This window comes from Kitasatospora sp. NBC_01287 (assembly GCF_026340565.1).
Classification (GTDB): Bacteria; Actinomycetota; Actinomycetes; order Streptomycetales; family Streptomycetaceae; genus Kitasatospora.
This window is the reverse complement of the sequence record NZ_JAPEPB010000001.1, coordinates 1,785,872-1,810,715: the sequence shown is the minus strand read 5'-3', so window position 1 is coordinate 1,810,715 and position 24,844 is coordinate 1,785,872. Positions and strand designations below refer to the sequence as shown.

21 protein-coding genes are annotated in these 24,844 nt (G+C 73.2%); 13 read left to right on the top strand and 8 right to left on the bottom strand.

The window, feature by feature from the left end:
* Nucleotides 1-97: 97 nt before the first annotated feature.
* A complete protein-coding gene (locus OG455_RS07420; RefSeq protein ID WP_266291466.1) occupies nt 98-1,417 on the bottom strand; it encodes a carbohydrate-binding protein in 1,320 nt (439 codons plus the stop codon).
* 275 nt (nt 1,418-1,692) lie between these two features.
* Nucleotides 1,693-3,516 carry a long-chain fatty acid--CoA ligase gene (locus OG455_RS07415; protein ID WP_266300687.1) on the bottom strand — a complete coding sequence of 608 codons (1,824 nt, stop codon included), beginning with the start codon at nt 3,514-3,516 and terminating at the stop codon, nt 1,693-1,695.
* A 432-nt stretch (nt 3,517-3,948) separates the two neighbouring features.
* On the opposite strand from OG455_RS07415, the gene OG455_RS07410 reads away from it, so the two are divergent.
* The 5 genes from OG455_RS07410 to OG455_RS07390 all read left to right on the top strand — a co-directional run bounded on the left by OG455_RS07410 (nt 3,949) and on the right by OG455_RS07390 (nt 9,441).
* Nucleotides 3,949-6,669, top strand: a complete 2,721-nt coding sequence (locus tag OG455_RS07410) for a nitrate- and nitrite sensing domain-containing protein (RefSeq protein WP_266291465.1) — start codon at nt 3,949-3,951, stop codon at nt 6,667-6,669.
* Nucleotides 6,666-7,073 (top strand): roadblock/LC7 domain-containing protein, encoded by a 408-nt coding sequence (locus OG455_RS07405; RefSeq protein ID WP_266291464.1) that lies wholly within the window; start codon nt 6,666-6,668, stop codon nt 7,071-7,073. Before OG455_RS07410 ends, OG455_RS07405 begins: the two co-directional genes overlap by 4 nt.
* On the top strand, nt 7,070-7,627 hold the full coding sequence (locus tag OG455_RS07400; RefSeq protein ID WP_323185435.1) for a DUF742 domain-containing protein: 558 nt from the start codon (nt 7,070-7,072) through the stop codon (nt 7,625-7,627). The genes OG455_RS07405 and OG455_RS07400 overlap by 4 nt, the downstream gene beginning before the upstream one ends.
* Nucleotides 7,608-8,219: an ATP/GTP-binding protein gene (locus OG455_RS07395; RefSeq protein WP_266291463.1), complete on the top strand. Its 612-nt coding sequence runs from the start codon at nt 7,608-7,610 to the stop codon at nt 8,217-8,219. Before OG455_RS07400 ends, OG455_RS07395 begins: the two co-directional genes overlap by 20 nt.
* 451 nt (nt 8,220-8,670) lie before the next feature.
* Nucleotides 8,671-9,441, top strand: a complete 771-nt coding sequence (locus OG455_RS07390) for a winged helix-turn-helix domain-containing protein (protein WP_266291462.1) — start codon at nt 8,671-8,673, stop codon at nt 9,439-9,441.
* 103 nt (nt 9,442-9,544) lie between these two features.
* On the opposite strand, the gene OG455_RS07385 is transcribed toward OG455_RS07390, so the two are convergent.
* On the bottom strand, nt 9,545-10,282 hold the full coding sequence (locus tag OG455_RS07385) for an IclR family transcriptional regulator (RefSeq protein WP_266300685.1): 738 nt from the start codon (nt 10,280-10,282) through the stop codon (nt 9,545-9,547).
* A gap of 460 nt (nt 10,283-10,742) precedes the next feature.
* On the opposite strand from OG455_RS07385, the gene OG455_RS07380 reads away from it, so the two are divergent.
* The 6 genes from OG455_RS07380 to OG455_RS07355 all read left to right on the top strand — a co-directional run bounded on the left by OG455_RS07380 (nt 10,743) and on the right by OG455_RS07355 (nt 16,605).
* Nucleotides 10,743-11,750, top strand: coding sequence for an ABC transporter substrate-binding protein (locus OG455_RS07380; protein WP_266291461.1), 1,008 nt, complete (start codon nt 10,743-10,745; stop codon nt 11,748-11,750).
* Nucleotides 11,751-11,908: 158 nt separating this feature from the next.
* Nucleotides 11,909-12,919, top strand: a complete 1,011-nt coding sequence (locus tag OG455_RS07375) for an NrtA/SsuA/CpmA family ABC transporter substrate-binding protein (protein WP_266291460.1) — start codon at nt 11,909-11,911, stop codon at nt 12,917-12,919.
* Nucleotides 12,916-13,764, top strand: a complete 849-nt coding sequence (locus tag OG455_RS07370; protein ID WP_266291459.1) for an ABC transporter permease — start codon at nt 12,916-12,918, stop codon at nt 13,762-13,764. The genes OG455_RS07375 and OG455_RS07370 overlap by 4 nt, the downstream gene beginning before the upstream one ends.
* 101 nt (nt 13,765-13,865) lie before the next feature.
* A complete protein-coding gene (locus OG455_RS07365) occupies nt 13,866-14,639 on the top strand; it encodes an ABC transporter ATP-binding protein (protein ID WP_266291457.1) in 774 nt (257 codons plus the stop codon).
* Nucleotides 14,640-15,536, top strand: coding sequence for an ABC transporter substrate-binding protein (locus OG455_RS07360; protein WP_266291455.1), 897 nt, complete (start codon nt 14,640-14,642; stop codon nt 15,534-15,536).
* A gap of 4 nt (nt 15,537-15,540) precedes the next feature.
* Nucleotides 15,541-16,605 carry an LLM class flavin-dependent oxidoreductase gene (locus OG455_RS07355; RefSeq protein WP_266291453.1) on the top strand — a complete coding sequence of 355 codons (1,065 nt, stop codon included), beginning with the start codon at nt 15,541-15,543 and terminating at the stop codon, nt 16,603-16,605.
* A 122-nt stretch (nt 16,606-16,727) separates the two neighbouring features.
* On the opposite strand, the gene OG455_RS07350 is transcribed toward OG455_RS07355, so the two are convergent.
* On the bottom strand, nt 16,728-17,717 hold the full coding sequence (locus tag OG455_RS07350) for an aldo/keto reductase (protein ID WP_266291451.1): 990 nt from the start codon (nt 17,715-17,717) through the stop codon (nt 16,728-16,730).
* Nucleotides 17,718-18,127: 410 nt separating this feature from the next.
* Between OG455_RS07350 and OG455_RS07345 the strand changes: the two genes are divergently transcribed.
* Nucleotides 18,128-19,177 carry an LLM class flavin-dependent oxidoreductase gene (locus tag OG455_RS07345; RefSeq protein WP_266291449.1) on the top strand — a complete coding sequence of 350 codons (1,050 nt, stop codon included), beginning with the start codon at nt 18,128-18,130 and terminating at the stop codon, nt 19,175-19,177.
* 9 nt (nt 19,178-19,186) lie between these two features.
* On the opposite strand, the gene OG455_RS07340 is transcribed toward OG455_RS07345, so the two are convergent.
* Nucleotides 19,187-19,870 (bottom strand): Clp protease N-terminal domain-containing protein, encoded by a 684-nt coding sequence (locus OG455_RS07340; RefSeq protein ID WP_266291447.1) that lies wholly within the window; start codon nt 19,868-19,870, stop codon nt 19,187-19,189.
* Entirely contained in the window at nt 19,774-20,004 is a 231-nt protein-coding gene (locus OG455_RS07335) for an RNA polymerase subunit sigma-70 (RefSeq protein ID WP_266291445.1), read from the bottom strand. The genes OG455_RS07340 and OG455_RS07335 overlap by 97 nt, the downstream gene beginning before the upstream one ends.
* Nucleotides 20,005-20,231: 227 nt before the next feature.
* Here OG455_RS07335 and OG455_RS07330 point away from each other — a divergent pair, with 227 nt between their 5' ends.
* Entirely contained in the window at nt 20,232-20,672 is a 441-nt protein-coding gene (locus OG455_RS07330) for a group III truncated hemoglobin (protein WP_266291443.1), read from the top strand.
* 268 nt (nt 20,673-20,940) lie between these two features.
* Here OG455_RS07330 and OG455_RS07325 read toward each other — a convergent pair whose 3' ends face one another.
* Together OG455_RS07325 and OG455_RS07320 are read right to left on the bottom strand one after the other, a co-directional pair.
* Entirely contained in the window at nt 20,941-21,546 is a 606-nt protein-coding gene (locus OG455_RS07325; RefSeq protein ID WP_266291441.1) for an AAA family ATPase, read from the bottom strand.
* 30 nt (nt 21,547-21,576) lie between these two features.
* The gene (locus OG455_RS07320; RefSeq protein ID WP_266291439.1) at nt 21,577-24,792 is read right to left on the bottom strand and encodes an error-prone DNA polymerase; all 3,216 of its coding nucleotides are present in this window, start codon (nt 24,790-24,792) and stop codon (nt 21,577-21,579) included.
* Nucleotides 24,793-24,844: the final 52 nt, after the last annotated feature.

The following is a 24,844-nucleotide window of genomic DNA, read 5'->3' as shown; positions in this document are numbered from 1 at the left end:
ACCCGGGCGGCCACCGCCGCGCTTGCCGGAGCCGATCAGCACAGGAGCCTGTCGGCCCAGGAGCTGGTCAGCACACGAGCCGATCAGTCGGAGCTGGTCAGCAGGGGCCGTCGTCGGCCCAGACGCCGTACTGGCCGCTCGCGGTCGGGATCTCGTTCAGCGTCCACCACTTGGCGTGGTAGTCGTGGCCGTTGTAGGAGACCTTGGCGCCGGCGGTGTAGGTGGCGCTCGCGCTCCAGGCCGGCAGGGTGCAGGTGCCCGTGGTGGCCGGCGGGCTGCTCACCGGCGGGCTGCTCACCGGCGGCGCGGTGGTCGGCGGCGTGGTGGGCGGGGTCGCGCCGGCGAACTGCACGGTGTACTTGGTGAAGTCCCAGGGGTTCTGCGTCACGCCGGAGCAGGCGCCGGACAGCCCGGGGTCGACCACCGGGGTGCACTGCCGGTCCCGGTTGACCGACCAGAAGGTGTAGCGGGCCAGCCCGTTGGTGGTCGCGAAGTTCAGCACGCTCTGGAAGTCGGCCTGGCTGAAGTACTCGGCCGCGTCCGTGCGCCCGTTCATCATCGAGACGCCCTCGTGCGCGTAGGCGGTCGCCGCGCTCCAGCCGAAGGTGGTCTGCAGGATGTTGTTGAACGAGGTCAGCGCCGCGATCTGGGCGGCGGCGCCGTTGAACCCGCCGTCGAACGGCATGATCGAGTAGTTGTTCGGGGTGAAGCCCTGCGACTTGGCCTCGTTCAGCATCTGGGTGCCGAACCAGCCGGTGCCGGCGGTGGTGCCGGCGGTGGTGATCGAGATGTAGAGCCCGGGGTTGTTCGCCTGCAGGATCTTCGCGGCGCCGATCTCGTTGTGGATCGCCGCGGTGTTCTCGTACTCCGGCTCCTCCAGGTCGAAGTCGATCGCGTGCAGCCCGTACTTGTTGATCACCAGCTGCTCGGCGGCGGCGGTGGCCTCCGGGGTGCCGCAGTCCTGGCCGAGCTTGTTGCCGCCGTAGCCGCCGAAGGAGACCGAGACGTCGCCGCCCTTGGCCCGGATCTCCTGGATCACGGCCGGGATCGTGGTGTCGGTGGTGATCGAGGAGGTGCCGCCCCAGGCCGGGGTGCAGCCGCCCGAGTCGAGGATGAAGGCCAGCTGGAAGGCCTTCTGCCCGGTGGCGTCCATCACCGCGCCGGCGTCCGGCGCGCTGTTGTCCTCGGGCATCAGGTACGGCGCGGAGGCGTACCAGTTGCTGGTCAGGGCGCCGCCGGTCGCCGTGGTGGCCGACGCCTGCGCGGAGCCGCCGCCGGCCAGCGCGGCAAGGGCCCCGGCCAGCAGGCCGAGGGCGGCCAGCCCGGTGGTCACGGTGGTGCCGCGGCGCCGCGAGTGCCGACCGTGTGGGGCGGTCGGTGTGGCGGGGGCGGGAGGTAGCTGCTGGGCGCGTTCCATCGGAACCTCTCCGGAAAATGACAGTGGGGGACCGTCCCGCGCACAGGTGGGGGAGCGCGGGGCAGGGTGTCGCACGGACCTGCCAATAAAGTGGACTAGACCAACTGGGAGGTCAAGGGTCGGCGTCCGGCTTAAGGTTCGCTTCAGGTTGCCGAACCGCGCCCCAATGCCGGGGCCGGCGACTCGGCCGGCCTCGCTGCCGGCCCCTCGGTCGATCCCGCTGTCGGCCTGCTGCCGGCCCGCCGTCGACCTGCTGTCGGCCCGCTGTCGGTGCGTCAGCCCTGGTAGAGGGCCTCGATGTCGGCCGCGTACCACCGCGCGATCGCCTGGCGGCGCAGCTTGAGCGAGGGGGTCAGCAGTCCCTGCTCGACCGTGAAGGCGCCGGGCAGCAGCCGGAACGCGCGGATCGACTCGGCCCGCGAGACGGCGGTGTTGGCGGCCGCGACCGCGCGCTGGATCTCGGTGTGCAGCTCCTCGTCGGCCAGCGCCGTCAACTCGTCGGCCGGGGCCCGCCGGTGGGACTGGTGCCAGTGCTCCAGAGCCCGGGGGTCCAGGGTGATCAGCGCGGCCACGTACGGCCGGTTGTCGCCCACCACCACGCAGTGGGCCACCAGGGGATGTGCCTGGACCCGCTCCTCCAGCGCCGAGGGCGCCAGGTTCTTGCCGCTGCTGGTGACGATCACCTCCTTCTTGCGCCCGGTGATGGTCAGGTACCCGTCCTCGTCCAGTGCGCCCAGGTCGCCGGTGGCGAGCCAGCCGTCCCGCAGCGACTCGGCGGTGCAGCGCGGGTGGTTGAGGTAGCCGCCGAAGACGCCGCCGCCGCGCACCCAGACCTCGCCGTCGTCCCCGATCGCCACCTCGGCGCCGGGGATCGGCTTGCCGACCGTGCCGAACTTGGGGCAGTCGGGCGGGTTGGCGGTGATCGCCGCGGTGGTCTCGGTCAGCCCGTAGCCCTCGTACACGGTCATCCCGGCGCCGGCGAAGAAGAGGCCGAGCTCGCGGCGGAGCGAGGAGCCGCCGCACATCACGCTGCGCACCCGGCCGCCCAGTGCGGCCCGGATCCGCTGGTAGACCAGCCGGTCGTAGGCCAGGTGACGCATCCGCAGCCCCGGTCCGGGGCCCGCCCCGTGGCCCAGCCCCCGCCGCTCGATGGCCCGGGCCCAGCGCAGCGCGGTCTCCTCGGCCTGGTCGAAGAGCTCCCCGCGCCCCTCGCTCTCGGCCTTGCGGCGCGCCGAGTCGTAGAGCTTCTCGAAGACATAGGGCACGGTGTGCAGGAAGGTGGGCCGGAACGAGGCCAGGGCGGGCAGCAGCGTCTCGGTGCCGAGTTCGGCCTGGTGTCCGAGCCGGATCCCGCCGCGCACCGCGGCCACCTGCACCATCCGGGCGTAGACGTGGGCCAGCGGCAGGAAGAGCAGGGTCGCCGCCTGCTCGTCCGCCCGGTCGCGGAAGACGTCCGCCCAGCCCGCCAGCACGTTGTCCGCCTCGGCGGTGAAGTTGCCGTGGGTGAGCAGGCAGCCCTTGGGGCGTCCGGTGGTGCCTGAGGTGTAGATCACGGTGGCGATGGACTCGGCGGTCACCGCCGCACGCTGACGGTGCACCAGGCCCGTGGGGACCTCGGCGCCCTCGGTGGTCAGCGTGCGCACGCAGCCCTGGTCGAGCTGCCAGATGCCGGTCAGCCGGGGCAGCGCGTCGCAGACCGCGCCGACGGTCATCGCGTGGTCCTCGTTCTCCACCACGCAGGCCACCGCGTCGGTCTCGGCCAGGATCCAGCGCACCTGCTCGGGCGCGGAAGTGGGGTAGACCGGCACCGGGATGGCGCCGATCGACCAGAGCGCGTAGTCGAAGAGCGTCCACTCGTAGCGGGTCCTGCACATCAGCGCGACCCGGTCGCCGAACCGCACGCCGCGGGCCAGCAGGCCCTTGGCCAGACCCAGGACCTGGTCCCGGAAGCCGGCCGCGGTGACCGGCACCCACCGCCCGGAGCCCGCGCGGCGGGAGAACTGGACCAGTTCCGGGGTGAGTTCGGCCGCCTGGTAGACCGAGTCGGCGAGCCCGCCGGGCGCGGGTGGCGCCAGTGGCGGAGTGCTCAGCTCGCGCAGCATCCTCCGGCCTCTCCGGCCCCGCCGCCGACCACGTTCCGTGGTCGATTCGGACGCCTGAGGTGACCTCCCGGGGCTCGGTAGCGACGGTAGCGGATCGTCGCGGCGCTGCCCAGAGCCGAGCGGAACCACGCACGGTCCGCAGCTGGAAAGGCACTGCCAGGAGCCGTACGTGCCAGGCATCAGGAGCCGTGCGTGCCAAGCGCGTCAGGTCCGGTTCGTGCCAGGCGTCAGGTCCCGTTCGTGTCCCGTTCGTGCCACGCGTCATGCGCCTGCCAATCCTGGCCAATGCTGGATCATGCGCCTGCCAACAACGGATCAGGCACCCGGGAACAACAGATCAGGATCGATCGCCGAGACCCGTCGAACCAGTCAGCATTGGGTAGTAAGCTCGCGCAGACTCCCACCCGGGCACACCCTCCCGAGGACTCCATGCGTCTGCGCAGCAGCTCGATCCGCGCGAAGATCATCGCGCTGCTCCTCGTGCCCATCGTGGCGCTGGTGGGCCTGTGGGCCTATGCCACCCTCGTCACCACCAGCGACTTCTGGAACCAGCTGAACGTGGCCTCGACCTACAAGGCCTTCGGCGCCCCGGTCGACCAGGTGGCCCGCGACCTGCAGGACGAGCGCCGGGCCGCCGTGGTGCTGCTGGCCCGCCCGCAGGCCTCGGACGTGCAGACCGACTACCTCAACGCGCAGAAGACCACCGACCAGGACCTCGCGCTGCTGCGGCAGAAGGCCGGCGGTTCGGACGCGGGCAAGCTCTCCAGCGCCGAGCGGGCCAGGCTGCAGGACGTGCTGAGTGCCGCGGGTCAGCTGACCCTGCTGCGCGGCCAGGTCGGGCAGCAGTCGATCAGCTGGGGCTTCGCGATCACCCAGTACAGCGGGCTGATCCTGCCGGCCTTCGGCTTCCGGTCCGCCTTCGTCAGCCAGCAGAGCGGGCAGTTGCCGCGGCAGGGCACCATCCTGATCGAGCTCACCCGGGCCCGGGAGTACCTCTCGCAGCAGGACGCCGCGATGGAGGGGATGCTGGCCAGCGCCGTCCCGACCCTGCAGCAGGAGCAGGCGGTGCTCGACCCGATGCACGATCAGCAGGCGCTCTTCGAGGTCTACATCGGCGAGCTGGACCAGCCCGACCAGAGCGACTACCTGGCGCTGCAGGGCAGCGACGACTGGAGGGCGCTGGACCTGGCGGACCGGGAGTTCGAGAGCGCCAGCGAGCCGGCCGACGCCGTGCAGAGCGTCAGCGAGGCGACCTGGCGGCAGACCGCCGACCGGATGCTCGGCGACCTCAGCCAGGAGAACAGCAAGCTGGCCGACACCCTCGGCGCCAGGGCCACCTCCTACGCCATGGGCCTGCTCTGGCGCGGCCTGGTCGCCGGTGTGATCGGGCTGCTGGCGATCGTGCTCTCGGTGGTGATCTCGCTGCGGATCGGGCGGGGGCTGGTGCGCGAGCTGATCGGGCTGCGCAACGCCGCGCACGACCTGGCCGGGGCCCGGCTTCCCTCGGTGATGCGGCGGCTGCGCGACGGCCAGCCGGTGGACATCGCGGCGGAGGCCCCCGAGCTGCAGTTCGGCGACGCGGAGATCGGCCAGGTCGGCCGGGCCTTCAACCAGGTGCAGCGCGCCGCGGTGCGGGCCGCCGTCGAGCAGGCCGAACTGCGGCGCGGCGTCTCGGCGGTCTTCGTCAACCTGGCCCGGCGCAGCCAGGTGCTGCTGCACCGTCAGCTGACCCTGCTGGACACCATGGAGCGGCGCACCGAGGACCCGGCGGAGCTGGAGGACCTCTTCAAGCTCGACCACCTGACCACCCGCATGCGCCGGCACGCCGAGGGCCTGATCATCCTCTCCGGCGGCTCGCCCGGCCGCGCCTGGCGCAAGCCGGTGCGGATGGTCGACGTGGTGCGCGCGGCGGTCGGCGAGGTGGAGGACTACGCGCGGGTCATCGTCCGCCCGTTCCCCGGCACCGGGCTGCTCGGCAGCGCGGTCGCCGACGTGACCCACCTGATCGCCGAACTGGTCGAGAACGCCGCGGTGTTCTCGCCGCCGCAGACCCAGGTGACGGTGCAGGGCGAGGTGGTCGCGCACGGCTTCGCGCTGGAGATAGACGACCGCGGGCTCGGGTTGAGCGAGCCGGCCCTGGCGGAGATCAACCAGCGGCTGGAGGTCGAGCAGGCCTTCGACCTGACCGACACCGACCGGCTCGGCCTCTTCGTGGTCAGCCGGCTGGCGCGCCGGCACGGGGTCCGGGTGAGCCTGCGGGCCTCGCCCTACGGCGGGACCACGGCCGTGGTGCTGATACCCCGGGAACTGCTCGCGGAGGTGCCGGGCGGCGTCGCGGTGCCGCCCGGGGCGGTGCCGGTGCCCGGTGGCGGTGTCGGTGCCGGTGCCGCAGGGCCAGCCGCGATGCCACGCCAGCGGGACCTGGTCGCCGTGACCGGCGGGGCCGCGACGGGCAGCACGGCGGGGCGGGCGGGCGCCGCGCGGACCCGGGGTGCGCACCAGCGGCCGGTCACCGGGCCGCAGCCTGCCGGGGCCGAGCCCGCGCGTACACCCGGCGGCCTGCCCAGGCGCCGGGCGACCGGCGGGCCGGTGCTGGTCCCCGCGCCGGGCGGTACGGGGCGGCACCGGCGGCAGGGCCTGGACGTCGCGGATGCTGACGGTCACTCAGTTGACGTGCCTGGAAGCCCTGATGTCTCCGCTGCATCCGATGCCCCCGATGCCCTTGGTGCTCCGCCGGCCGCCGGTGGACTGCTCCCGCGCCGGGTCCGACAGGCCAACCTGGCACCGCAGTTGAAGGAGGCCGCTGCGCGCGCGGCCGACCGCTCGGCGGAGCCGCAGTCCGTGCGCGAGCGGTCGCCGGAGGAGGCGCGGGCCACCTTCAGCTCGTTCCAGCGCGGTTTCAGCCGCGGGCGGGCCGCGCCGTCGCCCACCGGGGTGCCACCTGACCCGGGCATCGCGGCCGGCGCACCGTTGCCCGGCACGGAGCCGCCCCTGCGGCCACTTCCGCCCGCCGGGCCGCTGTCGCCCGCCGGCGGGCGGCGCCCGCTGCCGGACGTCCGCCGCGCACTGGCGGCGTCCCCCGTACCCCCGGCACTGCCGGCCGCTCCACGCCCAGCACCACCCGCATCAGCGGAAGGACCTGATCGATGACCGCAATGACCCAGCCGTCCGGCGACCTCAACTGGCTTCTGGACGACTTGGTGGGACGGGTGGCCTCGCTGCGGCACGCGGTCATCCTCTCCAGCGACGGCCTGGCCACCGGCGCCTCGCAGGGGCTGGGCCGGGAGGACGCCGAGCACCTGGCCGCCGTCGCCGCCGGGTTCCACAGCCTGGCCAAGGGTGCCGGGCGGCACTTCGACGTCGGCGGGGTGCGGCAGACCATGGTGGAGCTGGATGAGGCCTTCCTCTTCATCACCGCGGCCGGGGACGGCAGTTGCCTGGCCGTGCTGAGCGACGCCGACTCCGACATCGGCCAGGTCGCCTACGAGATGGCGCTACTGGTCAAGCGGGTCGGGGAGCACTTGGCCGCCGAGCCCCGGCATCCGGCCGGATGACCGGGCAGTTGCCGGAGCGGGAGCCGGGCAGACCCGCCGCCGACCGGGTCGGTCCTGATCACGTTGGTGCCGGCCGCGATGGTGCTGCCGGCGGCGCTGTGGACGGCGTGCTCGGCGGCGCCGTCGACGGTGTCGAACTCGCGGACCAGGTGCAGTGGTTCGACGATGAGGCCGGTCCGATGGTGCGGCTCTTCGCGTTGACCAGAGGGCGCACCAGACCGGTGGGGGACGGGTTCTTCGACCTGATCTCGATGGTCTCGCTCGCCGACCCGGCCGACCGCTTCGGCACCGCCGGCCCGTTCGGTGGTGTGGCGGTGGTTCCGGAACCGGTGCTGGACCCCGAACACCTCGCGATCCTCGGTCTGTGCCGCCGGGGATCGCTCTCGGTGGCCGAGCTCGGCTCGTACACCGACCTGCCGGTCAGTGTGGTCCGGGTGCTGCTGGGTGACCTGCACGACGCCGGGCTGATCGATGTCACCCGGCCCGTCCCGCTCGCCGAACTGCCGGACGAGCGCCTGCTCCGTGAAGTGATCAATGGCCTCCGAGCACTCTAAAGCGTCTGACGTATCGTCAGGCAATGTTCCCTGGCGCACCGCTGACGGTGCGCCGACGATCGCTCTGAAGATCCTGGTGGCCGGCGGCTTCGGGGTCGGTAAGACCACCTTGGTCGGTGCGGTGAGCGAGATCCGCCCGCTGCGCACCGAGGAGCGGTTGAGTGAGCTGGGCCGACCGGTGGACGACACGAGCGCGGTGGCCGGGAAGCACACCACCACGGTGGCGATGGACTTCGGGCGGATCGACCTGCGCCCCGGGCTCGCCCTCTACCTCTTCGGCACCCCCGGCCAGGACCGGTTCTGGTTCGTCTGGGACGAGTTGGCGCGCGGCGCGCTCGGTGCGGTGGTGCTGGCCGACACCCGCCGCCTGGCCGACTGCTTCCCCTCGGTCGACTTCTTCGAGCAGCGCGGCATTCCGTTCGTGATCGCGGTGAACTGCTTCGAGGGCACCCCGGTCTTCGCAGCCGAGGACGTCCGGGCGGCGCTCGACCTCGACCCGGCCGTACCGGTGCTGCTCTGCGACGCCCGGCGGCGCGCGGACGGCAAGGAGGTGCTGATCGAGCTGGTGCGGCACGCGGCGGACCGCCGCTGACCGCGCTCCGCGGGTGCCCGCGTCTCAGTGCGGTGGTCCGGATATCGGAACGGAGCTTGCCCTGGAGGCAGTCGGCATGGAAGCCTCTGATCGAGCACGCCGCGACGCGACGGACGCGTCCGGCAGGATCACCCGGGGGAGGGCGGCACCATGACAGCGCAGCGTTCGCAGAGCGCGCGACGGCCGGTGCGACGCCGCGCCCAGGGGATCTGCTTCAATGGGGACATGGACACCACCGTGGACAGCAGCCGAGGCCGTCAGGACCTCGAGCCGTTCTGGCCGTCCCGGCAGCCGCACCTTTTCGACCAGACCTGTCCGGGCTCGCCTCGCGCGTCCCGGCTCGTCCGCCGCTGATCCCAGGTCATCCGACCCCGGTTCGGCCGCGCACCGCGAAGCCCGGTCCGACGCGCAGACGACGTCCACCCAACGTTCTGTGCGAAAGAGCTGCCTCATGTCTTCCTCCTCGGCCACCCTGACCGCCCCCGCCGCCACTCCCCACCTGCGCGCCGTCCGCTCGGTCTCCGCCGCGCCGGCCGCCGCCGACCGCTGGCACCAGGCGCCCGCCGCCCCGGCTCCGCTGCCGCCAGCCCTGCTGCCGCCGACCCTGCTGCCCCTCGGCCATGCCCAGCTGACCGGGCAGCCCGCCATCGCGACCGAGCTGCTCGGCGCGTTCCCCGAGGGCGCCGCCGTCGTCGCCGCGCTGCCCCAGTCCGCCCTGCCGCAGGGTCTACTTGCCCAGTACGGTGCCCAGTTGGGCGCCGCGGGCGCGGCGGCCCAGTCGCTGGTCGGCTACCTGGTGCTGGTGCCGGCCGACTCGGCCGCCGTCGCCGCGGCGCCCGTCCAGGCGCTGCCGGTGCCGGTCGCACCGGTACACGTCACGGCGAGCGCGCCGAACTCCGTGTCGGAGCGGGCGACGGCCCGTGCCGGCCAGCGCGGCATCAGCGTCGACCTGGACCGGCGCAGCGCCTACGTCGACGGCAAGCTGCTCGATCTCACCTACCTGGAGTTCGAGTTGCTCGCCCACCTGACCCAGTACCCGCAGCGGGTGCACACCCGGGACCACCTGGTCTCCGCCGTCTGGGGCTACGGCCACGTCGGCGACGGCCGGACAGTGGACGTCCATGTCGCCCGCCTGCGCCGCAAGTTGGGCGTCGGCCACCGCGACAGCATCGTCACCGTGCGGCGGGTCGGCTACAAGTACGCCCCGATCAGCCGGGGCTGAGTCCGCGTCAGATCAGCGAGCCCGGCCCGGATCCGACGGGGCCGGGCTCGCGTCGTTGTTCGGCCCGGCTGCCTCCGCAGCCGCAGCCGCAACCGTGGCGGGGCTATGGGCGTTGGTCCGGCGGCAGCAGCAGGACGCGCAGGGCGGCCGCGCAGCCGTGGGCCTCGCGCAGCACCTCGGGCAGCCGCTCGGCGGTGAGCCGCTCGGGGGTGGAGCGGACGGCGAGGGCGAACCTGGCCTGCCCCGCGAGGTCCAGCACCGGCAGCGCCACGGTGCGCACCCCCTCGGCCGACTCGCCGTCGTTGAGCGCGTGCCCGGCGGCCCGCACTCGCGCCAACTCGGCCGCCAGCAGCGCCGGATCGACGATGGTCCGAGCGGTGAAGGCGCGCAGCGGGTGGTCCGCCGACAGCTCGGGCGCCGACTCGGCCGGGTTCGGCCAGGCCAGCAGCACCTTGCCGAGCGCCGTGGAGTGCAGCGGCCGGCGCAGTCCCAGCCCGGTCTCGGGACGGACCGAGTCGCCCACCAGGATCAGTGCGTGCTCCCCGCTGCGGATCGCCAGGTCGGCAGTGGCGCCGGTCCGCCGGGCCAGCACCTCCAGTTCGGGCCCGGCAAGGTGCAGGCCCCGCTGGTGGAAGCTCAGTTGGCCGAGCTCGGCGACCGCCGGGCCGAGCCGGTAGCGGGCGGTGAGCTGGTCCTGCTCCAGGAAGCCCATGCTGACCAGGGTGCGGGCCAGCCGGTGCGCGGTCGAGACGCTCAGCCGGGCACGGCGGGCCAGGTCGGAGGCGCTCAGCTCCGGGCCGTTGTCGTGGAAGCAGTGCAGCAGCACCAGGGCGCGCTGCACGGCCTGCGCCCCACCGGGCGGTGTGCGTCCGGCGGCCACCCGCTTGGTTCCGGCGGCGTCAGCGGCATCAGCGGCACGGGTGGCGTCGGCGGCATCAGCGGCCTCGGTGGCGTCAGCGGGGTCGGTTGCGGCGGGGATGGCCTCGGCCATGGGTGTGGGGAGTCCTCTGCGGGTCTGGATGCGCGGTCGGGTGTGAGTGGTTGCTTCCCAGGATATGGCAGTGCTCGCTGCCGCAGTGTGGCAGTGATGTTGCGGGACCGTGGCATTGATGAACAATCAATCCCATCATGTGGCAAAGCTTGCCTCGGCTCGGTCGGCCATGGAACGCTCGGCGCAGCCCGAGGCCCACACCTCACCCGTGGTGCTCCGCCCGTCCGGTGCCCGCACCCCAGGGGGAGGCCTCCTCGCGCACCTCCCTCGCGACCACCTCGCCGCCACTTCCTGAGAAGGTCCTGCCGCCATGCCCAGCTCCGCGCCCGTCCAGGCCCCCGACACGCTCTGGTTCACCCGCTGCCCCGTCCCCACCGCCACCGGCATCGCCGCCGACCAGGGCCGCCTGGCCGCCGAGTTCGCGGCCGACGGGATCTCCGTGCGCTCCCTGCAGGACGCCCCGGCCGAGCTCGCCGCCGACCACCACTACACCCACGCGCTGCCCGGCCTCTTCCGCGAGGGCGGCAACGTGCCTGCGCTCTGGGCCCGGTCGCGCGGGGAGCGCACCCGGTTGATCGGCCTGACCTGGATCGAGGAGCGCCAGGTGGTGCTGGTCCGGGCGGGCAGCGGCCTGCGCGGTCCGGCCTCGCTGCGCGGACTGCGACTGGCGATCCCGCGGCACCCGATCGGCATCGACTTCTGGCGGGCGATGGCGCTGGCCGGCTTCACCGGCGCGCTCGGCCTGGCCGGACTCTCGCTCGCGGACGCGGAGCTGACCGAGGTCCCGGCCCGGCCCGGCGAGGGCCAGTGGACCGCCGAGCTGACCGCGCTGCGCGAGGGCCGGGTGGACGCCGTCTACGTGAAGGGCGCACTGGCCGTGGAGGCCGCGCGGCGCTTCGGCGCCGAGGTCGCCGTGGAACTGGACGAGGCGCCGGACCGGCGCGCCCGGGTCAACAACGGGACCCCTCGTCCGGTGACGGTCCATCAGGACCTGTTGGACAGCCGCCCCGACCTGGTGGTGCGGTTCCTCGCGGTGCTGCTCGATGCCGCCGACTGGGCGGCCGGACACCCGGTGGAGGTGGCCCGGATCCTCAGCGCCGAGACCGGCGCCGGTGCCGAGGGCGTGCACGGCGCCTACGCCGCCGACGGCCACCGCACCCTGCACCTCTCGCTCGCCCGCGAACGCCTCGACCTGCTCGCCCAGCAGGAGCGGCTGTTGCACCGCCACGGCTTCCTGCCCGAGCCGGTGGACCTGGCCGCCTGGGCCGACCCCGAACCGCTGCGTGCCGCCGAGGCGTTGCGCGCCGGTCGCCGCTGACCCCCGGTGCTGCTGACCCCGACCACCGGCCGCCGTTGACCGCCGGGCCGCCGCCGACGGCCGCCCGCCGCTGACCGCCCGCGCCCGTCGCTGACCACCGGCGCCCGTCGCTGACCGCCCGCGCCCGCCCCGCGCCGAACCCTGACCCGGAGCCCCACGTGAACCTCTCCCGCCCCCTGCTCGCCGCAGCCGCCGCGCTGCTCACCCTCTCCCTCGCCGCTTGCGGCTCCTCCAAGGCCACCGCCCCGGGCGGCGCCACCGCCGAGGTGACCGTGCGGATCCCCGATCCCGGCAACTCCGGGGTGCTCGCCCTCGGCAAGAAGGACGGCTCGCTGGACCGGGCGCTGGCCGCGGTGCACGCCAAGGTCGCCTGGACCGGTAGCGCCGGCCCGTTCGCGCCCGCCGCCCAGGAGCTCAACGCCGGCCAACTCGACTTCGCCCTCGGCTCGATCACCTCCGCGGTGACGGCGCTGGCCACCAAGCCCAGCTTCAAGCTCTTCGCAGCCACCGACCCCGACCCGGTCGGCGAGGGCATCCTGGTCAAGGACGGCTCGCCGATCACCTCGATCCAGGACCTGGTCGGCAAGAAGGTCGCGGTCAACCAGGGCGGCACCGGCGAGTACCTGCTGCTCCAGGCGCTGGCCAAGAACGGCATCGCCGCCGACCAGGTGCAGCGGGTCTACCTGCGCCCCGACCAGTCCGCCCCGGTCTTCAGCTCCGGCCAGGTGGACGCCTGGGCGACCTGGAGCAGCTACGCGGTGGCCGCGCTGGCCGACTCCGGCGCGCACTTCCTGGCCACCGGCCCCGCGCTGGGGTCGGACAACTACAGCGTCTGGGCGGTGCGCACCGTCTTCGCCGACCAGCACCCCGACATCACCAAGGCGCTCTACCAGTACCTGCACGACGGCGACGTGCGAGCCAAGGCGGACCCGGCCGCCTTCCTGAACGTCTTCACCGATGCCGGACCGCTGGCGGTGAACGGTAGGAGCAAGCAGATCAGCGTCGATTTCGGCCGCCAGAACGGCGTGCTCTCGCCGATCGACGACACGGTGGCCGCGCGGTTCGACAAGGTGGCCGCCTTCTACGCCGCCCAGAAGATCACCAAGAGCCAGGTGGACGTCCGCCCCGATCTGCTGGACATCACCAAGCTGCCCGGCGGTAGCCGATGACCGCGGCCCTGGACGCCCCTGCTGCCCGGGCAGCAGGGCTGGTCACCCCCCGGGTGCACCTCGCCCGGCCCCGGGCCAGGGCGCTGTCGCTCTCGCTGCGCGCGCTGGGCCCGCTGGCCCTGCTGGGCGCCTGGAGTGCCGCCTCCGCCACCGGCGTGCTCACCCCGGACGTGCTCGCCTCGCCGGTCGGCGTGGTGCGGGCGGTCGGGGAGCTGTGGGGCAACGGGCAACTCGGTGACGCGCTCACCGTCTCGCTCACCCGCTCCGGGCTCGGTCTGCTCCTCGGGGTGGCGGCCGGGCTGCTGCTCGGCGTGGTCACCGGACTCTTCCGGCTGGGCGAGGAGTTGCTGGACTCACCGATGCAGGTGCTGCGCACGGTGCCCTTCCTGGCGCTGGTCCCGCTCTTCATGGTCTGGTTCGGGATCAACGAGACCGCCAAGGTGGTGCTCATCGCGGTCGCCACCACGTTCCCGATGTACGTCAACACCGCGCAGGGCGTGCGGGGCGTGGACCGCAAGCTGGTCGAGGCGGCCCGCACCTTCGGCCTGGGGCGCTTCGCCCTGATCCGCGAGGTGGTGCTGCCCACCGCGCTGCCCGCGCTGCTGGCCGGGCTGCGGCTGTCGATGACGCTCAGCGTGATCGCGCTGATCGCCGCCGAGGAGATCAACTCCACGGCCGGGATCGGCTATCTGATGACCCAGGCGCAGAACTACGCGCGCACCGACATCCTGGCCGTCTGCATCCTGATCTACGGCCTGCTGGGCCTGCTGGCGGACCTGCTGGTGCGGCTGCTGGAACGGGTGCTGATGCCCTGGCGCACGGCGGGGACGGGGGCGGCCCGATGAGGACCCGTGCTGAGCCTGCTGTGTCTGCTGTGTCTGCTGAGCCTGAGGTGCCTGACGTGCTTGTTGCGCCTGACGTGCTTGTCGCGGCTGACACGCCTGACGTGCCTGCGGTGCCGGCCGTTCAGCTGCGCGGCCTGCGCCGCTCCTTCGGTGGCCGGGCGGTGCTGGACGGGATCGATCTGGACCTGGCGCGTGGGGAGTTCCTCGCGCTGCTGGGGGCCAGCGGCACCGGCAAGACCACCCTGCTGCGGATCCTCGGCGCGCTCGACCGGCCGGATTCGGGCACCGTGCTGGTGCCCGAGGCACGTACCGTGGTCTTCCAGGAGCCGCGCCTGGTGCCCGCCAAGCGCGTGCTGGCCAACGTCACCCTCGGGCTGCCACGCGGCGCCGAGCGTGAGCTGATCGGTCGTCAGGCCCTGGCCGAGGTCGGCCTGGCGGACCACGCCGAGGCCTGGCCGGCCACCCTGTCGGGCGGTGAGGCGCAGCGCGCGGCGCTGGCCCGGGCGCTGGTCCGGCGGCCCGAACTGCTGCTGCTCGACGAGCCGTTCGCCGCGCTGGACGCGCTCACCCGGCTGCGCATGCAGGACCTGGTGGGCGAGCTGTGCCGCAAGCACCGGCCCGCCGTGCTGCTGGTCACCCACGACGTGGACGAGGCGGTCCGGCTCGCCGACCGGGTGGCGGTGCTGCGCGAAGGGCGGCTGGTCCGCGACGAGCGGGTCAAGGTGGCCCACCCCCGCGACCCGGCAGACCCCGAATTCGCCCGACTGCGACGCCAGTTGCTCGCCGACCTCGGTGTACGCCCGGCCGCACCCGAGCCCGATCCCCGTCCCGACCCCACCTCTCCCCACCCCGCACTCCCCACCGGAGCACACTGAATGACCATCACCCTGGGCGTCCACCGGAGCAACCCCTCGCTCTCCTACCTCTCTCGACTCGACTACCTGGACGAGGAGTTGGCCAAGGCCGGAGAGGAGGGGCGGTTCCACCACTACACCGACGGCACCCGCACCGGAGCGCTGCTCGCCGACGGCACCATCGACCTGGGCGGCACCGGCTCGACCCCGCCGATCACCGCCCAGGCGGCCGGCCACGACCTGGTCTACGCGGCCGTCTCGGCGCCGCGCCCCGACCACGGCGCCCTGCTGGTGCGCGCCGACGGCCCGGTTCGCACGGTCGCCGACCTCCAGGGCACCGCCGTGGTGCTCGGGATCGGCTCCTGGCAGACCCATCTGCTCGCCAAGGCCCTGCACGGGGCGGGCCTGTCCTACCGCGACTCGGTGACGCCGCTGCGCCCCGAGGGAACCGAGGCCGAGCGGCTGCGCGAGGGGGCGATCGGCGGCTGGATCGCCCAGGGCGCCGAGCTCGTCGAGGCGCTGCGCGGCGGGGAGGTCCGGGTGCTGATCGGCACCGGCGAGGTGATCAGTGACCGCTCCGTCTTCTTCGCCCGCCGGACCTTCGCCGTCGAGCGGCCCGAGGTGGTGGCCGCCGTCGCGACCGCGCTGCGGCGGGCCGACCGCTGGGTGGCCGAGCACCTGGACGAGGCCGCGGCGCTCGCGGCGGCCGACCAGGGCGGCACGCTCGCCGACCACCGCGAGGCGCTGGCCCGGCTGCCGTGGCAACTGGAGCCGGTGACCGACGCGTTCATCGCGGAGCAGCAGGAGGCCGCCGACATCTTCGCCGAGGTCGGCTTCATCGAGAAGCCGGTGCGGGTGGCCGACGCCCAGCTGCCCGAGCTCGCGGCACCGGTCGCCGCCGCCCTGGAAGGGAACTGAACCGATGGCCACCGAAGTCCTCTGGTACCTGATCCCGCGCGAGGGCCACTACCCCTGGGAGCCGGCCGGCCGCCGGCCGGTCGACCTGGGCTACCTCCAGCAACTGGCCGCCACCATCGAGCGCCTGGGCTACAGCGGCGCGCTCCTCGCCACCGACCTCTACGACGTATGGACGCTGGGCAGCGCGGTCGCCGCCGCCACCGGCCCCGGCTTCCAGCCACTGCTGGCCGTGCACCCCGGTCTGGTCTCGCCGACCCTGCTGGCCAAGATGGCGCTCAGCTTCGAGCACCTGCACGGCCCCCGGTTGCGCTTCAACGTGGTCAACGGCTCCACCGGCCAACTGCGCGAGTACGGCCTGGATGTGGAGCACGACGACCGCTACCGGCTGAGCGCCGAGTACTGGAGCCTGGTCAAGCGCCTGACGGCCGGTGAGGTGTTCGATCACGAGGGCGAGTTCTACCGGCTCAAGAACGCCGGCGCGAGCCTGCGGGAGCTGACCCCGAAGCGGGCGGGCCACATCCCGCTCTGGTTCGGCGGCTCCTCGGCCGCCGGGATCGAGATGGCCGCCGAGCACGTCGACGTCTACCTCACCTGGGGCGAACCGCCGCACCTGCTCAAGGAGAAGCTGGCCCGGGTCCGCGAGCGGGCGGCCGCGCACGGCCGCACCCTGCGGATCGGCCTGCGCCTGCACCTGATCGTGCGGGACACCGAGGAGCAGGCCTGGGCGGCCGCCGACCGGCTGCTCGACGTCACCAGCCAGGCCACCTACGCGCGGCAGCTCGACGGGCGCTCGGGTGAGGACGGCGTCGGCTGGCAGCGACAGTTCCGCCAGCACGGCGGCCAGGTGCCGGCCCGGGCCCGGGAGTTGGAGACCCACCCGAACCTGTGGCCGGGCATGAGCCTGTTCCGTCCCGGGCCCGGCACGGCGGTGGTCGGCAGCACCGCGCAGGTCGTCGAACGCCTCAAGGAGTTCGAGGACCTGGGGGTGGACACCTTCATCCTCTCCGCCAACCCGCTCCTGGAGGAGGCCTACCGGGTGGCGGAGACGGTGCTGCCGGCCCTTCGCTGAGCCCTCCCACGGCAGCCCAGGGCAGCGACTCGGCCGGCAACCGGGGCAGGGCTCAGTCGGCAGCCGGTAGTCGGCAGCTGGTAGTCGGCAGCCGGGGGCAGCGGCTCAGGCGGAGCCCTGGGTCAGCGGCTCAGCTCGTCGATCTCGGCCAGTTCCTCGGCGCTCAGCGGCCCGGCCGCCAAGGCGTCGAGGTTCTGGTCGAGTTGGGCCACGCTGCTGGCGCCGATGATCACCGAGACCACCCGGGGGTCACGCAGCACCCAGGCGAGCGCCAGCTGGGCCAGGCTCTGCCCGCGCCGTCCCGCCAGCTTGTCCAGGGCCCGCAGCCGCTCCAGCTTCTCCCCGGTCAGCGCCTCCTCCTTGAGGAAGTGCCCGACCGACATCCGGGAGCCGGCCGGCACCTCGCCACCGAGGTAACGGTCGGTCAGCAGGCCCTGGGCAAGGGGGGAGTAGGCGATGAGGCTGGTCCTGGTCTCGCCCACCGCCTCCAGCACCCCCTCCTCCACGCCCCGGTCCAGGATCGAGTAGCGGGCCTGGTTGAGCAGCACCGGCGTGCCCAGCTCGCGCAGGATCGCCACCGCCTCCCGGTGCTGGTCCGCGGGGTAGTTGGAGATCGCCGCGTAGAGCGCCTTGCCCTGCTGGACGGCCGAGGCGAGCGCGCCCATGGTCTCCTCCAGGGGCGTCTCGGGGTCGTAGCGGTGCGAGTAGAAGACGTCCACGTGGTCCAGGCCCATCCGGCCCAGCGACTGGTCCAGGCTGGCCAGCAGGTACTTGCGGCTGCCGCCGTCGCCGTAGGGGCCCGGCCACATGTCGTAGCCGGCCTTGGATGCGATGAACAGCTCGTCGCGGTAGGGGCGGAAGTCCTGGGCGAAGAGGGTGCCGAAGTTCTTCTCCGCCGAGCCGTACGGCGGGCCGTAGTTGTTGGCCAGGTCGAAGTGCGTGACGCCCCGGTCGAAGGCGCGGCGCAGCACCGCGCGCTGCACCTCCAGGGGCTGGGTGTCGCCGAAGTTGTGCCACAGCCCGAGCGAGACGGCGGGCAGCTGCACGCCGCTGCGTCCGGCGCGGCGGTAGGTCATCGAGGCGTAGCGGGAGTCGGCCGCGAGGTAGCTCATACCCGCATCCTGCCAGGTCGCGGCGGGTGCTCGGGTGGCGCCACGGCCCTTGCCCGGCCGGCTGGGGCGGCTTAGGATCAGTTGAAGTTTGTCCGACTTGGCGGGAGGGGTGGGTCCGGTGCGTTCGGCGGTCGACCTCCTTCCGGCTGCTCCCGTACGCGGGAGCCGGGCGCGTGCGTGTTGTCGCCGCTGTCGCCCCCTGCTGCCCTGAGCAGCGCTGGTCGCGTCTCCTTCGGATCCTCCCGCCCATCGGGTCCTTCGCTCTCCCGGGGCCGCTCGCGTCCCTCGGATCCTCCCGCTTCCCCCCGTTCGTCCAGCCCGGTCGGGCGCGCCGCGCAGTGCGGGTGTCCCGCTACCGCCACCGCCACCGCCCCCGCCTCTTCCGGCGATCCCAGCGAGGAGTCACCGCCATGCGGTTCATCGTCTCGTCCCTGCTCTCCAACGGGCCCGACCCGGTCACCCAGCGCCAGTACAGCGCGTCCGAGAAGTACCGAAACGTCATCGACCAGGCCGTCACCGCTGAGGAGTTGGGCTACGAGGGCTACGGAGTAGGGGAACGACACGGTGAACCCTTCCTGTCTCCGGCGCCGCCGGTGCTGCTGGCCGCCATCGCGACCCGGACCAGCGCCATCCGGCTCTTCACCACGGTGACGGTGCTGAGCGTGCTGGACCCGGTCCGGGTCGCCGAGGACTACGCGATGGTCGACCAACTCTCGGGCGGTCGACTTGAGTTGATCATCGGCAAGGGGAACGACCCGCGCCATTTCGGGCTCTTCGGGCTGAGCGAGGAGCGGCAGTGGGAGCACCTCGCGGAGAACTACGGTCTGCTGCACCGGCTCTGGCGCGAGGAGGGGGTGAGCTGGCAGGGCGGTACCCGTCCGCCGCTGGAGAACGTGACCACCTACCCGCGCCCGCACCAGCAGCCGATCCCGGTCTGGCACGGCAGTGCCACCAGCACGCGGTCCACCGATCTGGCCGCCCGTTACGGCGACCCGCTCTTCTCCGCCAACAGCTTCCACCCGCTGGAGAAGTACCGGGCCCTGGTGGACCACTACCGCGAGCGCTGGGCGCACTACGGCCGCGATCCCGAGCAGGCGGTGGTGGGCACCGGGTTCGGCGGACTCTTCCTGGCCAAGCGCTCGCAGGACGCGGTGGCCGGCTTCCGCCCCTACTGGGACGCGCTGTTCAACTCGGCCGCGGGCAAGCACAACAACTCGCCGTTCGCCTCGCTGGAGGACGCCCTGGAGCGCGGCTCGGCGCTGGTCGGCAGCCCGCAGCAGGTGATCGAGAAGATCCACCGCTACCACGAGGCCTTCGGCAACGAGGTGGTCGGGATCGGTGTGGACGCGCTGACCGAGGAGGTGCAGCACGAGCAGTTGGCGCTCTTCGCCTCGGAGGTGGCGCCGGTGATCCGCCGCGAGATCCCGGCTCCGGCGCGCGCCGGCCAGGTACGGCCGTAGCGGGAGGGGTCAAGCGTCCAGAGTGGCGAGCACCTTGGCGTAGACGGCGACGGGCAGCAGGCCGTGGTCGGTCAGCATCTGGGTCACCAGGCCCTCGCGCGCCTCGCGGGTCGGCGGCAGCTGCGCCTCCTGGAGCAGTCCGACCAGCAGGTGGCCCGGTTCGATGGTGCGCGCCCTGCGGGCCGCCGCCGCCCGCAGGCCGAGTTCCAGCACCTTCTTGGTGCGGTGGTCGAGTCGCACGCGGTTGGCGGTTTCCTGGCCGCGCGGGCGGCGCTCGGCCGGACCGTCGAGCGCGCCCGGGCCGAAGCCGGCCTCGATCGCCTCACGCACCGCGGTCAGATCGATGCCGATGTGGCCCAGCGCCTCGCCGTCGACGCCGGCCGAGCCGCCGCCGAGCAGCCGGACCACGGCGGCCCGCGCGGTGGGCAGGTCCAGCCCCTGCTCGACCAGGACCGCGACGGACGGGTCCTGCGGGTGGTGCAGCAGGCCGAGCAGCAGGTGCTCGGGGGCGAGGCGGTCGTGGCGCAGCTCGACGGCCTCGCGCTGCGCCTCGGTGATCGCCAGCCGCGCGGCCGCTGCGAAGCGTTCGAACGTGGCTACTCTCCGTCCAGGAAGTGGGGGCGTCGGGAATGCTTCTTGTGCACCGCCTGGCGGCTGACGCCGAGGCAGGCGGCGATCTCCTGCCAGGACCACCCGTTGGCCCTGGCGTTGCCGACCTGGAGGTCCTCCAGCCGGTCGGCGAGGTCGCGCAGGGCTCGGACGGCCCGCAGGCCGATGGCGGGGTCGCGGCTGCTCGCGGCGGCGGCGAGCTGGTTGTTCTCGCTCATGATGTCAACATAGGTTGACGCTCAGGTGATGTCAACCAAGGTTGACGATTACCTTGGGTGGTCGGGTGAGGGTGGCTGACGGCTGACGGCTGGTGGATGACAGATGGCAGATGACAGATTTCAGATTCTGTCATCCGGACAACGAATGACGAATGACGGGCGCCGGACGACGGGCGCCGGATAGCGGATGGCAGATGACGGACGACAGAGCAGCGAGGAGCGGACCAGTGCTCAGAACGGACATCGCCGATCGGGCCGATCTGGAGCGGCTGCTCCGCCGGTTCTACCTCGCAGCCTTCGCCGATCCGCTGATCGGACCGCACTTCACCGAGGTCGCCGGGATGGACCTGGAGGCCCACCTCCCGCACATCACGGACTTCTGGGCGAGTGCGCTGCTCAGGTCCGCCGACTACCGCCGCAACGCCTTCGCGCCGCACGCGGCCCTGCACGAGCGCGCACCGCTGACCGCCGCGCACTACGGGCGCTGGGTCCAGCTCTGGAGCGCCACGGTCGACGGTCTGCACCAGGGCCTGGTGGCCGACCGCGCCAAGGTGCAGGGCGAGCGGATCGCCCTCGCGCTGCTGCGCCGCACCTCGGGGGAGGACCCAGCCCGGGGCGGCAGCGGCGGCTTCGTCCCGCTCTCCGCGTTCCTGCTGCGCAGCGCCTGAGCATCGCCTCGGTCGGCGGGTCGGCGGGTCGGCGGGTCGGCGGGTCCGCGGACCGACAGGTCAGCGGGTCAGCGGTGTCGAGCGGCCACAGCTGCCCGCGAGGCGGCGGAGGTGGGTGACCAGTTCCTCCGGCTCGGTGCGTCGGAGTCGAAGTCGAGCATGCCCAGGTAGACGGCGAGGGGCCGCACGGTGTCGGCCTTCGGCACGCACGGTGGCCGGCACCCGCGAGAACGCCCGCGCGCCCCAAGGCAGGTGGCGGGGGTCGGTCTCAACTCCTGCCCCAGGCGCCCGGACCGCGCCACCCGGGCAGCCCGCTCCGCTCGCGGAGCCCCGACAGCTCGGCGAGCACACCGCGCACCCGCGCCACCCGCTCGGCGAGCGGCCCGGGCGGGATCTCGACCAGCTCGAAGCCGAACGCCCGGTAGCTCTCCTCGTGCACCCGCTCGAACTCCAGCGCGTCCGCGAAGCTGATCCGGCGGGCGGCGGTGGGCTCGCAGAAGCCCAGTTGGCGCACGAAGAGCACCTGCGGCCGGTAGATCCGCTCCTGGACGATCCGGGCCAGCTCGGCGGCCAACCCGGGTGGCACCGGTCGGCCCTGGAAGACACTCAGCGCGTGGGTGCAGACCGGCGAGCGGTCGTAGAGCTGGAGCCCCGGTCCGGCGACCGGGGCCCGCAGCTGGCGGTCGCGCTGCAGGGCGGTCACCTGCTCGACGAAGTCGTCGCGCGTCCACGGCTCCGGCTCGCCCCGGGCCTGCTCGGCGGTGATCACGTCGGTCGCCGCCTCGGCCACCGTGTGGTTGCCGAGGGCCGCCAACTCGCCCAGGATCGAGGTCTTTCCGGCTCCTGGGGTGCCGGTGAGGATGTAGCGGTGCACGTGTCTCCAGTCGTTTCGTCGGTCGGGCGGTCAAAGGGCCACCCGCAGCGGGCCGATCCGGGTGGCGACCACGTTGACGGCGCCCTGGTCGCGTTCGAGGCGGCCGTGGATGAGCAGGCCTGCCCGGTCCAGGGCGGTGCGGCGGTGGGGTTCCCAGACATGGCGGTTGCAGACCACGTTGATCAGCCCGGTCTCGTCCTCCAGGCTGAGGAAGAGCACCCCGCCTGCTGTGGGCGGTCGCTGACGGTGCGTCACCAGTCCACCGACCAGCACCGGGCTGCCGTGGGCCAGGGCGGCCAGCTCGACGGCGGGGGTGGCGCCGATGTGGGCCAGATCGGGGCGGATGTGCTCGACCGGGTGGCTGGTGGCGGAGGACCCGGTGGCCCAGAGGTCGGCGATGGTCTCCTCGACGGGGGTCATCGCGGGCAGTGCGGGCGCGATCGTCCCCGGAGTGGTGCCCGGCAGCAGAGCGGCGCCGCCACCGAGTGCCAGGGCGCCAGCAGACCACAACGCCTGACGCCTGGTCAACCCGAAGCAGCGGAACGCCCCCGCCGTGGCGAGCGCTTCCAGCACCGGGGCCGGCAGGGCGGTGCGGTGCGCGAAGTCCTCCAGGCTCCGGTACGGCTGCCCGGCGGCCACCGTCCGCGCCTGCTCGGCGCCCAGGCCGCGCACGGTGGCCAGCCCCAGCCGGATCGCGGGGTTCTCCCGGGGCCCCTCCAGGGTCGGGGCGGCCGCGCTGGTGTTGACGTCCACCGGGTGCACCGTCACACCGTGCCGGCGGGCGTCCGAGATCAGGCTGAGCGGCGAGTAGAAGCCCATCGGCTGGTTGGCCAGCAGCGCGCAGGTGAAAGCTGCGGGGTAGTGGTACTTGAGCCAGGCGCTGGCATACACCAGATAGGCGAAGCTGATCGAATGCGACTCCGGGAAGCCGTAGTTGGAGAAGGCCTCGATCTTGGTGAAGACGTCCTCCGCCACCTCGGGCGGGATGCCGCGCTCGGCCATCCCGTCCAGCAGCCGCCGGCGCAGCTCGGCCACCCGCTGGTGGGAGCGCTTGGCGCCCATCGCCTGGCGCAGCCGGTCGGCCTCGGTTCCACTGAACCCCGCACAGTCGATGGCGAGTTGCATCATCTGCTCCTGGAACAGTGGAACTCCGAGGGTCTTGTCCAGGGCCCGTTTCATCAGCGGGTGCGGGCAGTCGGCCGCCTCCTGGCCGGCCCGGCGGCGCAGGTAGGGGTGGACCGAGCCGCCCTGGATCGGGCCTGGCCGGATCAGCGCGACCTCCACCACCAGGTCGTAGAACTCGCGCGGCTTCAGCCTGGGCAGCGTGGACATCTGGGCCCGCGACTCCACCTGGAACACCCCGACGGTGTCCGCCCGGCAGAGCATCTCGTAGACGTCCCCGTCCTCCTTGGGGATGGTGTCGAGGTCGAGCCGGCGGCCGTGGTGCTCGGCCACCAGGGTGCAGGTGTCGTGCAGCGCGGAGAGCATGCCGAGCCCCAGCAGGTCGATCTTGACCAGGCCCGCGCCGGCCGTCGACTCCTTGTCCCACTGCAGCACCGAGCGGCCCGGCATCCGGGCCCACTCGGTCGGGCAGATCTGGCCGATCGGCTCGCCGGTCAGCACCATGCCGCCGGAGTGGATGCCAAGGTGGCGCGGGAGTCCGTGGAGTTGGCGGCCGAGGTCGAGTACGTCGGTGGGGATCACGGCGTCCGCGCCGGGGGCCGAGCGGAAGTCGACCTGCCGGGAGAAGGCGTTCACCTGGTCCATCGGATAGCCGAGCACCCGGGCCGCGTCGCGCAGTGCGAGCCGGGGGCGGTAGGTGATCACATTGGCCACCTGGGCGGCGTGCGCGCGCCCGTAGCGCTGGTAGACGTACTGGATCACCTCCTCGCGGCGCCGGTGCTCGATGTCCAGGTCGATGTCGGGCGGGCCGTCCCGCTCCATGCTGAGGAAGCGTTCGAAGAGCAGCCCGTAGTGGATCGGGTCGACCGCGGTGATCCCCAGGGCGTAGCAGACCGCCGAGTTGGCGGCCGAGCCGCGCCCCTGGCACCAGATGTCCCGCTCCCGGCAGAACTCCACCAGGTCGTGGACGATCAGGAAGTAGCCGGACAGCTCCCGGCGTTCGATCACGTCGAGTTCCTTGGCCAGCTGCGCCTGGGCCGTCGGGTGGTCCTGGCCGAAGCGCCGGGCCGCGCCCTGGAGCGTCAGTTCGCGCAGCCGACTGAACCCGGTGTGCCCCCGCGGCACCGGGAAGAGCGGCAACTCAGGTCTCAGTGTGGTGAATTCGAAGGCGCAGGCGCGCCCGAGCTCGGCGGTGGCCGCGCGCACCCCGGGGAACCGGGCGAGCCGGGCCGCCATCTCCGCCCCCGAGCGCAGATGGGCGGTGCCCGCTGCCCGGGTCCACCCGGCGGCCTCGGTGAGTGTCCTGTGGGCCCGCAGCGCGGCCAGCCCCTGCGCCAGGCGCCCTTGCGCGGGGGAGGCGTGGTGGGCGTTGTTGGAGGCGACCACCGCCAGGCCGGCCCGCGCCGCCAGCTCCGCCAGTGCGTCGTTGCGCGGGTCGTCCCCGGGTAGCCGGTGGTCGATCAGCTCGACGAAGACGTTGTCCGTCCCGAACGCCTCGGCCAGCAGACGGAGTTCGCGAAGTGCGGCATCCGGCCCGCGTTCCTCCAGGGCCCGCTGGACCCGGCCGCTGCGGCAGCCGGTGAGCACCGCCCACTCACCGCCGTGTGCCCCGGCCAGCTCTTCGAACGCGTAGGTGGGGCGCCCCTTGCCCTCGCCGGCCAGCTGCGCGGTGGCGATCGCGGCGGAGAGTCGCCGGTAGCCCTCGGCGGAGCGGGCCAGCACCAGTAGGTGCTCGTCGCGCAGTCCGGGGGAGCCGGGCAGGCCGAGTTCGGCGCCGAAGACGGTGCGCAGGCCGGTGCCCTGGGCGGCCAGGTGGAGCCGGACCGCGCCGTACAGGCCGTCGTGGTCGGTCACCGCCAGCGTCTCCACACCCAGCCGCAGCGCCTCGGCGACCAGGTCCTCCGGCTCGCTCGCACCGTCCAGGAAGCTGAACGCGGAGTGCACGTGCAACTCGGCCCAGGGCACCGGGGCGGTGGGCGTCGTGGGCGTCGTGGGCCGGGCGGCTTCGGGCGGTGCGGGAGTGCCCGGCAGGCGCAGCACCTTGGCGCCGGTGTCGGCGCGGTGGCCGTGCATCCGGTCGCGGAGTTCGCTCCAGGGGAGCTTGGGGTGGCTGTCGAATCCCATGGTGCGGTGCTGTTCCGTTCGCCTGTTCTTCCGCTGCTCTCTCGATTGCTGA

Bases quoted from the DNA above. Each gene is read 5' to 3' on its own strand.
- OG455_RS07420 (WP_266291466.1), bottom strand. From the start codon at position 1,417: ATGGAACGCGCCCAGCAGCTACCTCCCGCCCCCGCCACACCGACCGCC.
- OG455_RS07410 (WP_266291465.1), top strand. From the start codon at position 3,949: ATGCGTCTGCGCAGCAGCTCGATCCGCGCGAAGATCATCGCGCTGCTC.
- OG455_RS07405 (WP_266291464.1), top strand. From the start codon at position 6,666: ATGACCGCAATGACCCAGCCGTCCGGCGACCTCAACTGGCTTCTGGAC.
- OG455_RS07400 (WP_323185435.1), top strand. From the start codon at position 7,070: ATGACCGGGCAGTTGCCGGAGCGGGAGCCGGGCAGACCCGCCGCCGAC.
- OG455_RS07395 (WP_266291463.1), top strand. From the start codon at position 7,608: ATGGCCTCCGAGCACTCTAAAGCGTCTGACGTATCGTCAGGCAATGTT.
- OG455_RS07390 (WP_266291462.1), top strand. From the start codon at position 8,671: ATGTCTTCCTCCTCGGCCACCCTGACCGCCCCCGCCGCCACTCCCCAC.
- OG455_RS07380 (WP_266291461.1), top strand. From the start codon at position 10,743: ATGCCCAGCTCCGCGCCCGTCCAGGCCCCCGACACGCTCTGGTTCACC.
- OG455_RS07370 (WP_266291459.1), top strand. From the start codon at position 12,916: ATGACCGCGGCCCTGGACGCCCCTGCTGCCCGGGCAGCAGGGCTGGTC.
- OG455_RS07360 (WP_266291455.1), top strand. From the start codon at position 14,640: ATGACCATCACCCTGGGCGTCCACCGGAGCAACCCCTCGCTCTCCTAC.
- OG455_RS07355 (WP_266291453.1), top strand. From the start codon at position 15,541: ATGGCCACCGAAGTCCTCTGGTACCTGATCCCGCGCGAGGGCCACTAC.
- OG455_RS07350 (WP_266291451.1), bottom strand. From the start codon at position 17,717: ATGAGCTACCTCGCGGCCGACTCCCGCTACGCCTCGATGACCTACCGC.
- OG455_RS07345 (WP_266291449.1), top strand. From the start codon at position 18,128: ATGCGGTTCATCGTCTCGTCCCTGCTCTCCAACGGGCCCGACCCGGTC.
- OG455_RS07335 (WP_266291445.1), bottom strand. From the start codon at position 20,004: ATGAGCGAGAACAACCAGCTCGCCGCCGCCGCGAGCAGCCGCGACCCC.
- OG455_RS07320 (WP_266291439.1), bottom strand. From the start codon at position 24,792: ATGGGATTCGACAGCCACCCCAAGCTCCCCTGGAGCGAACTCCGCGAC.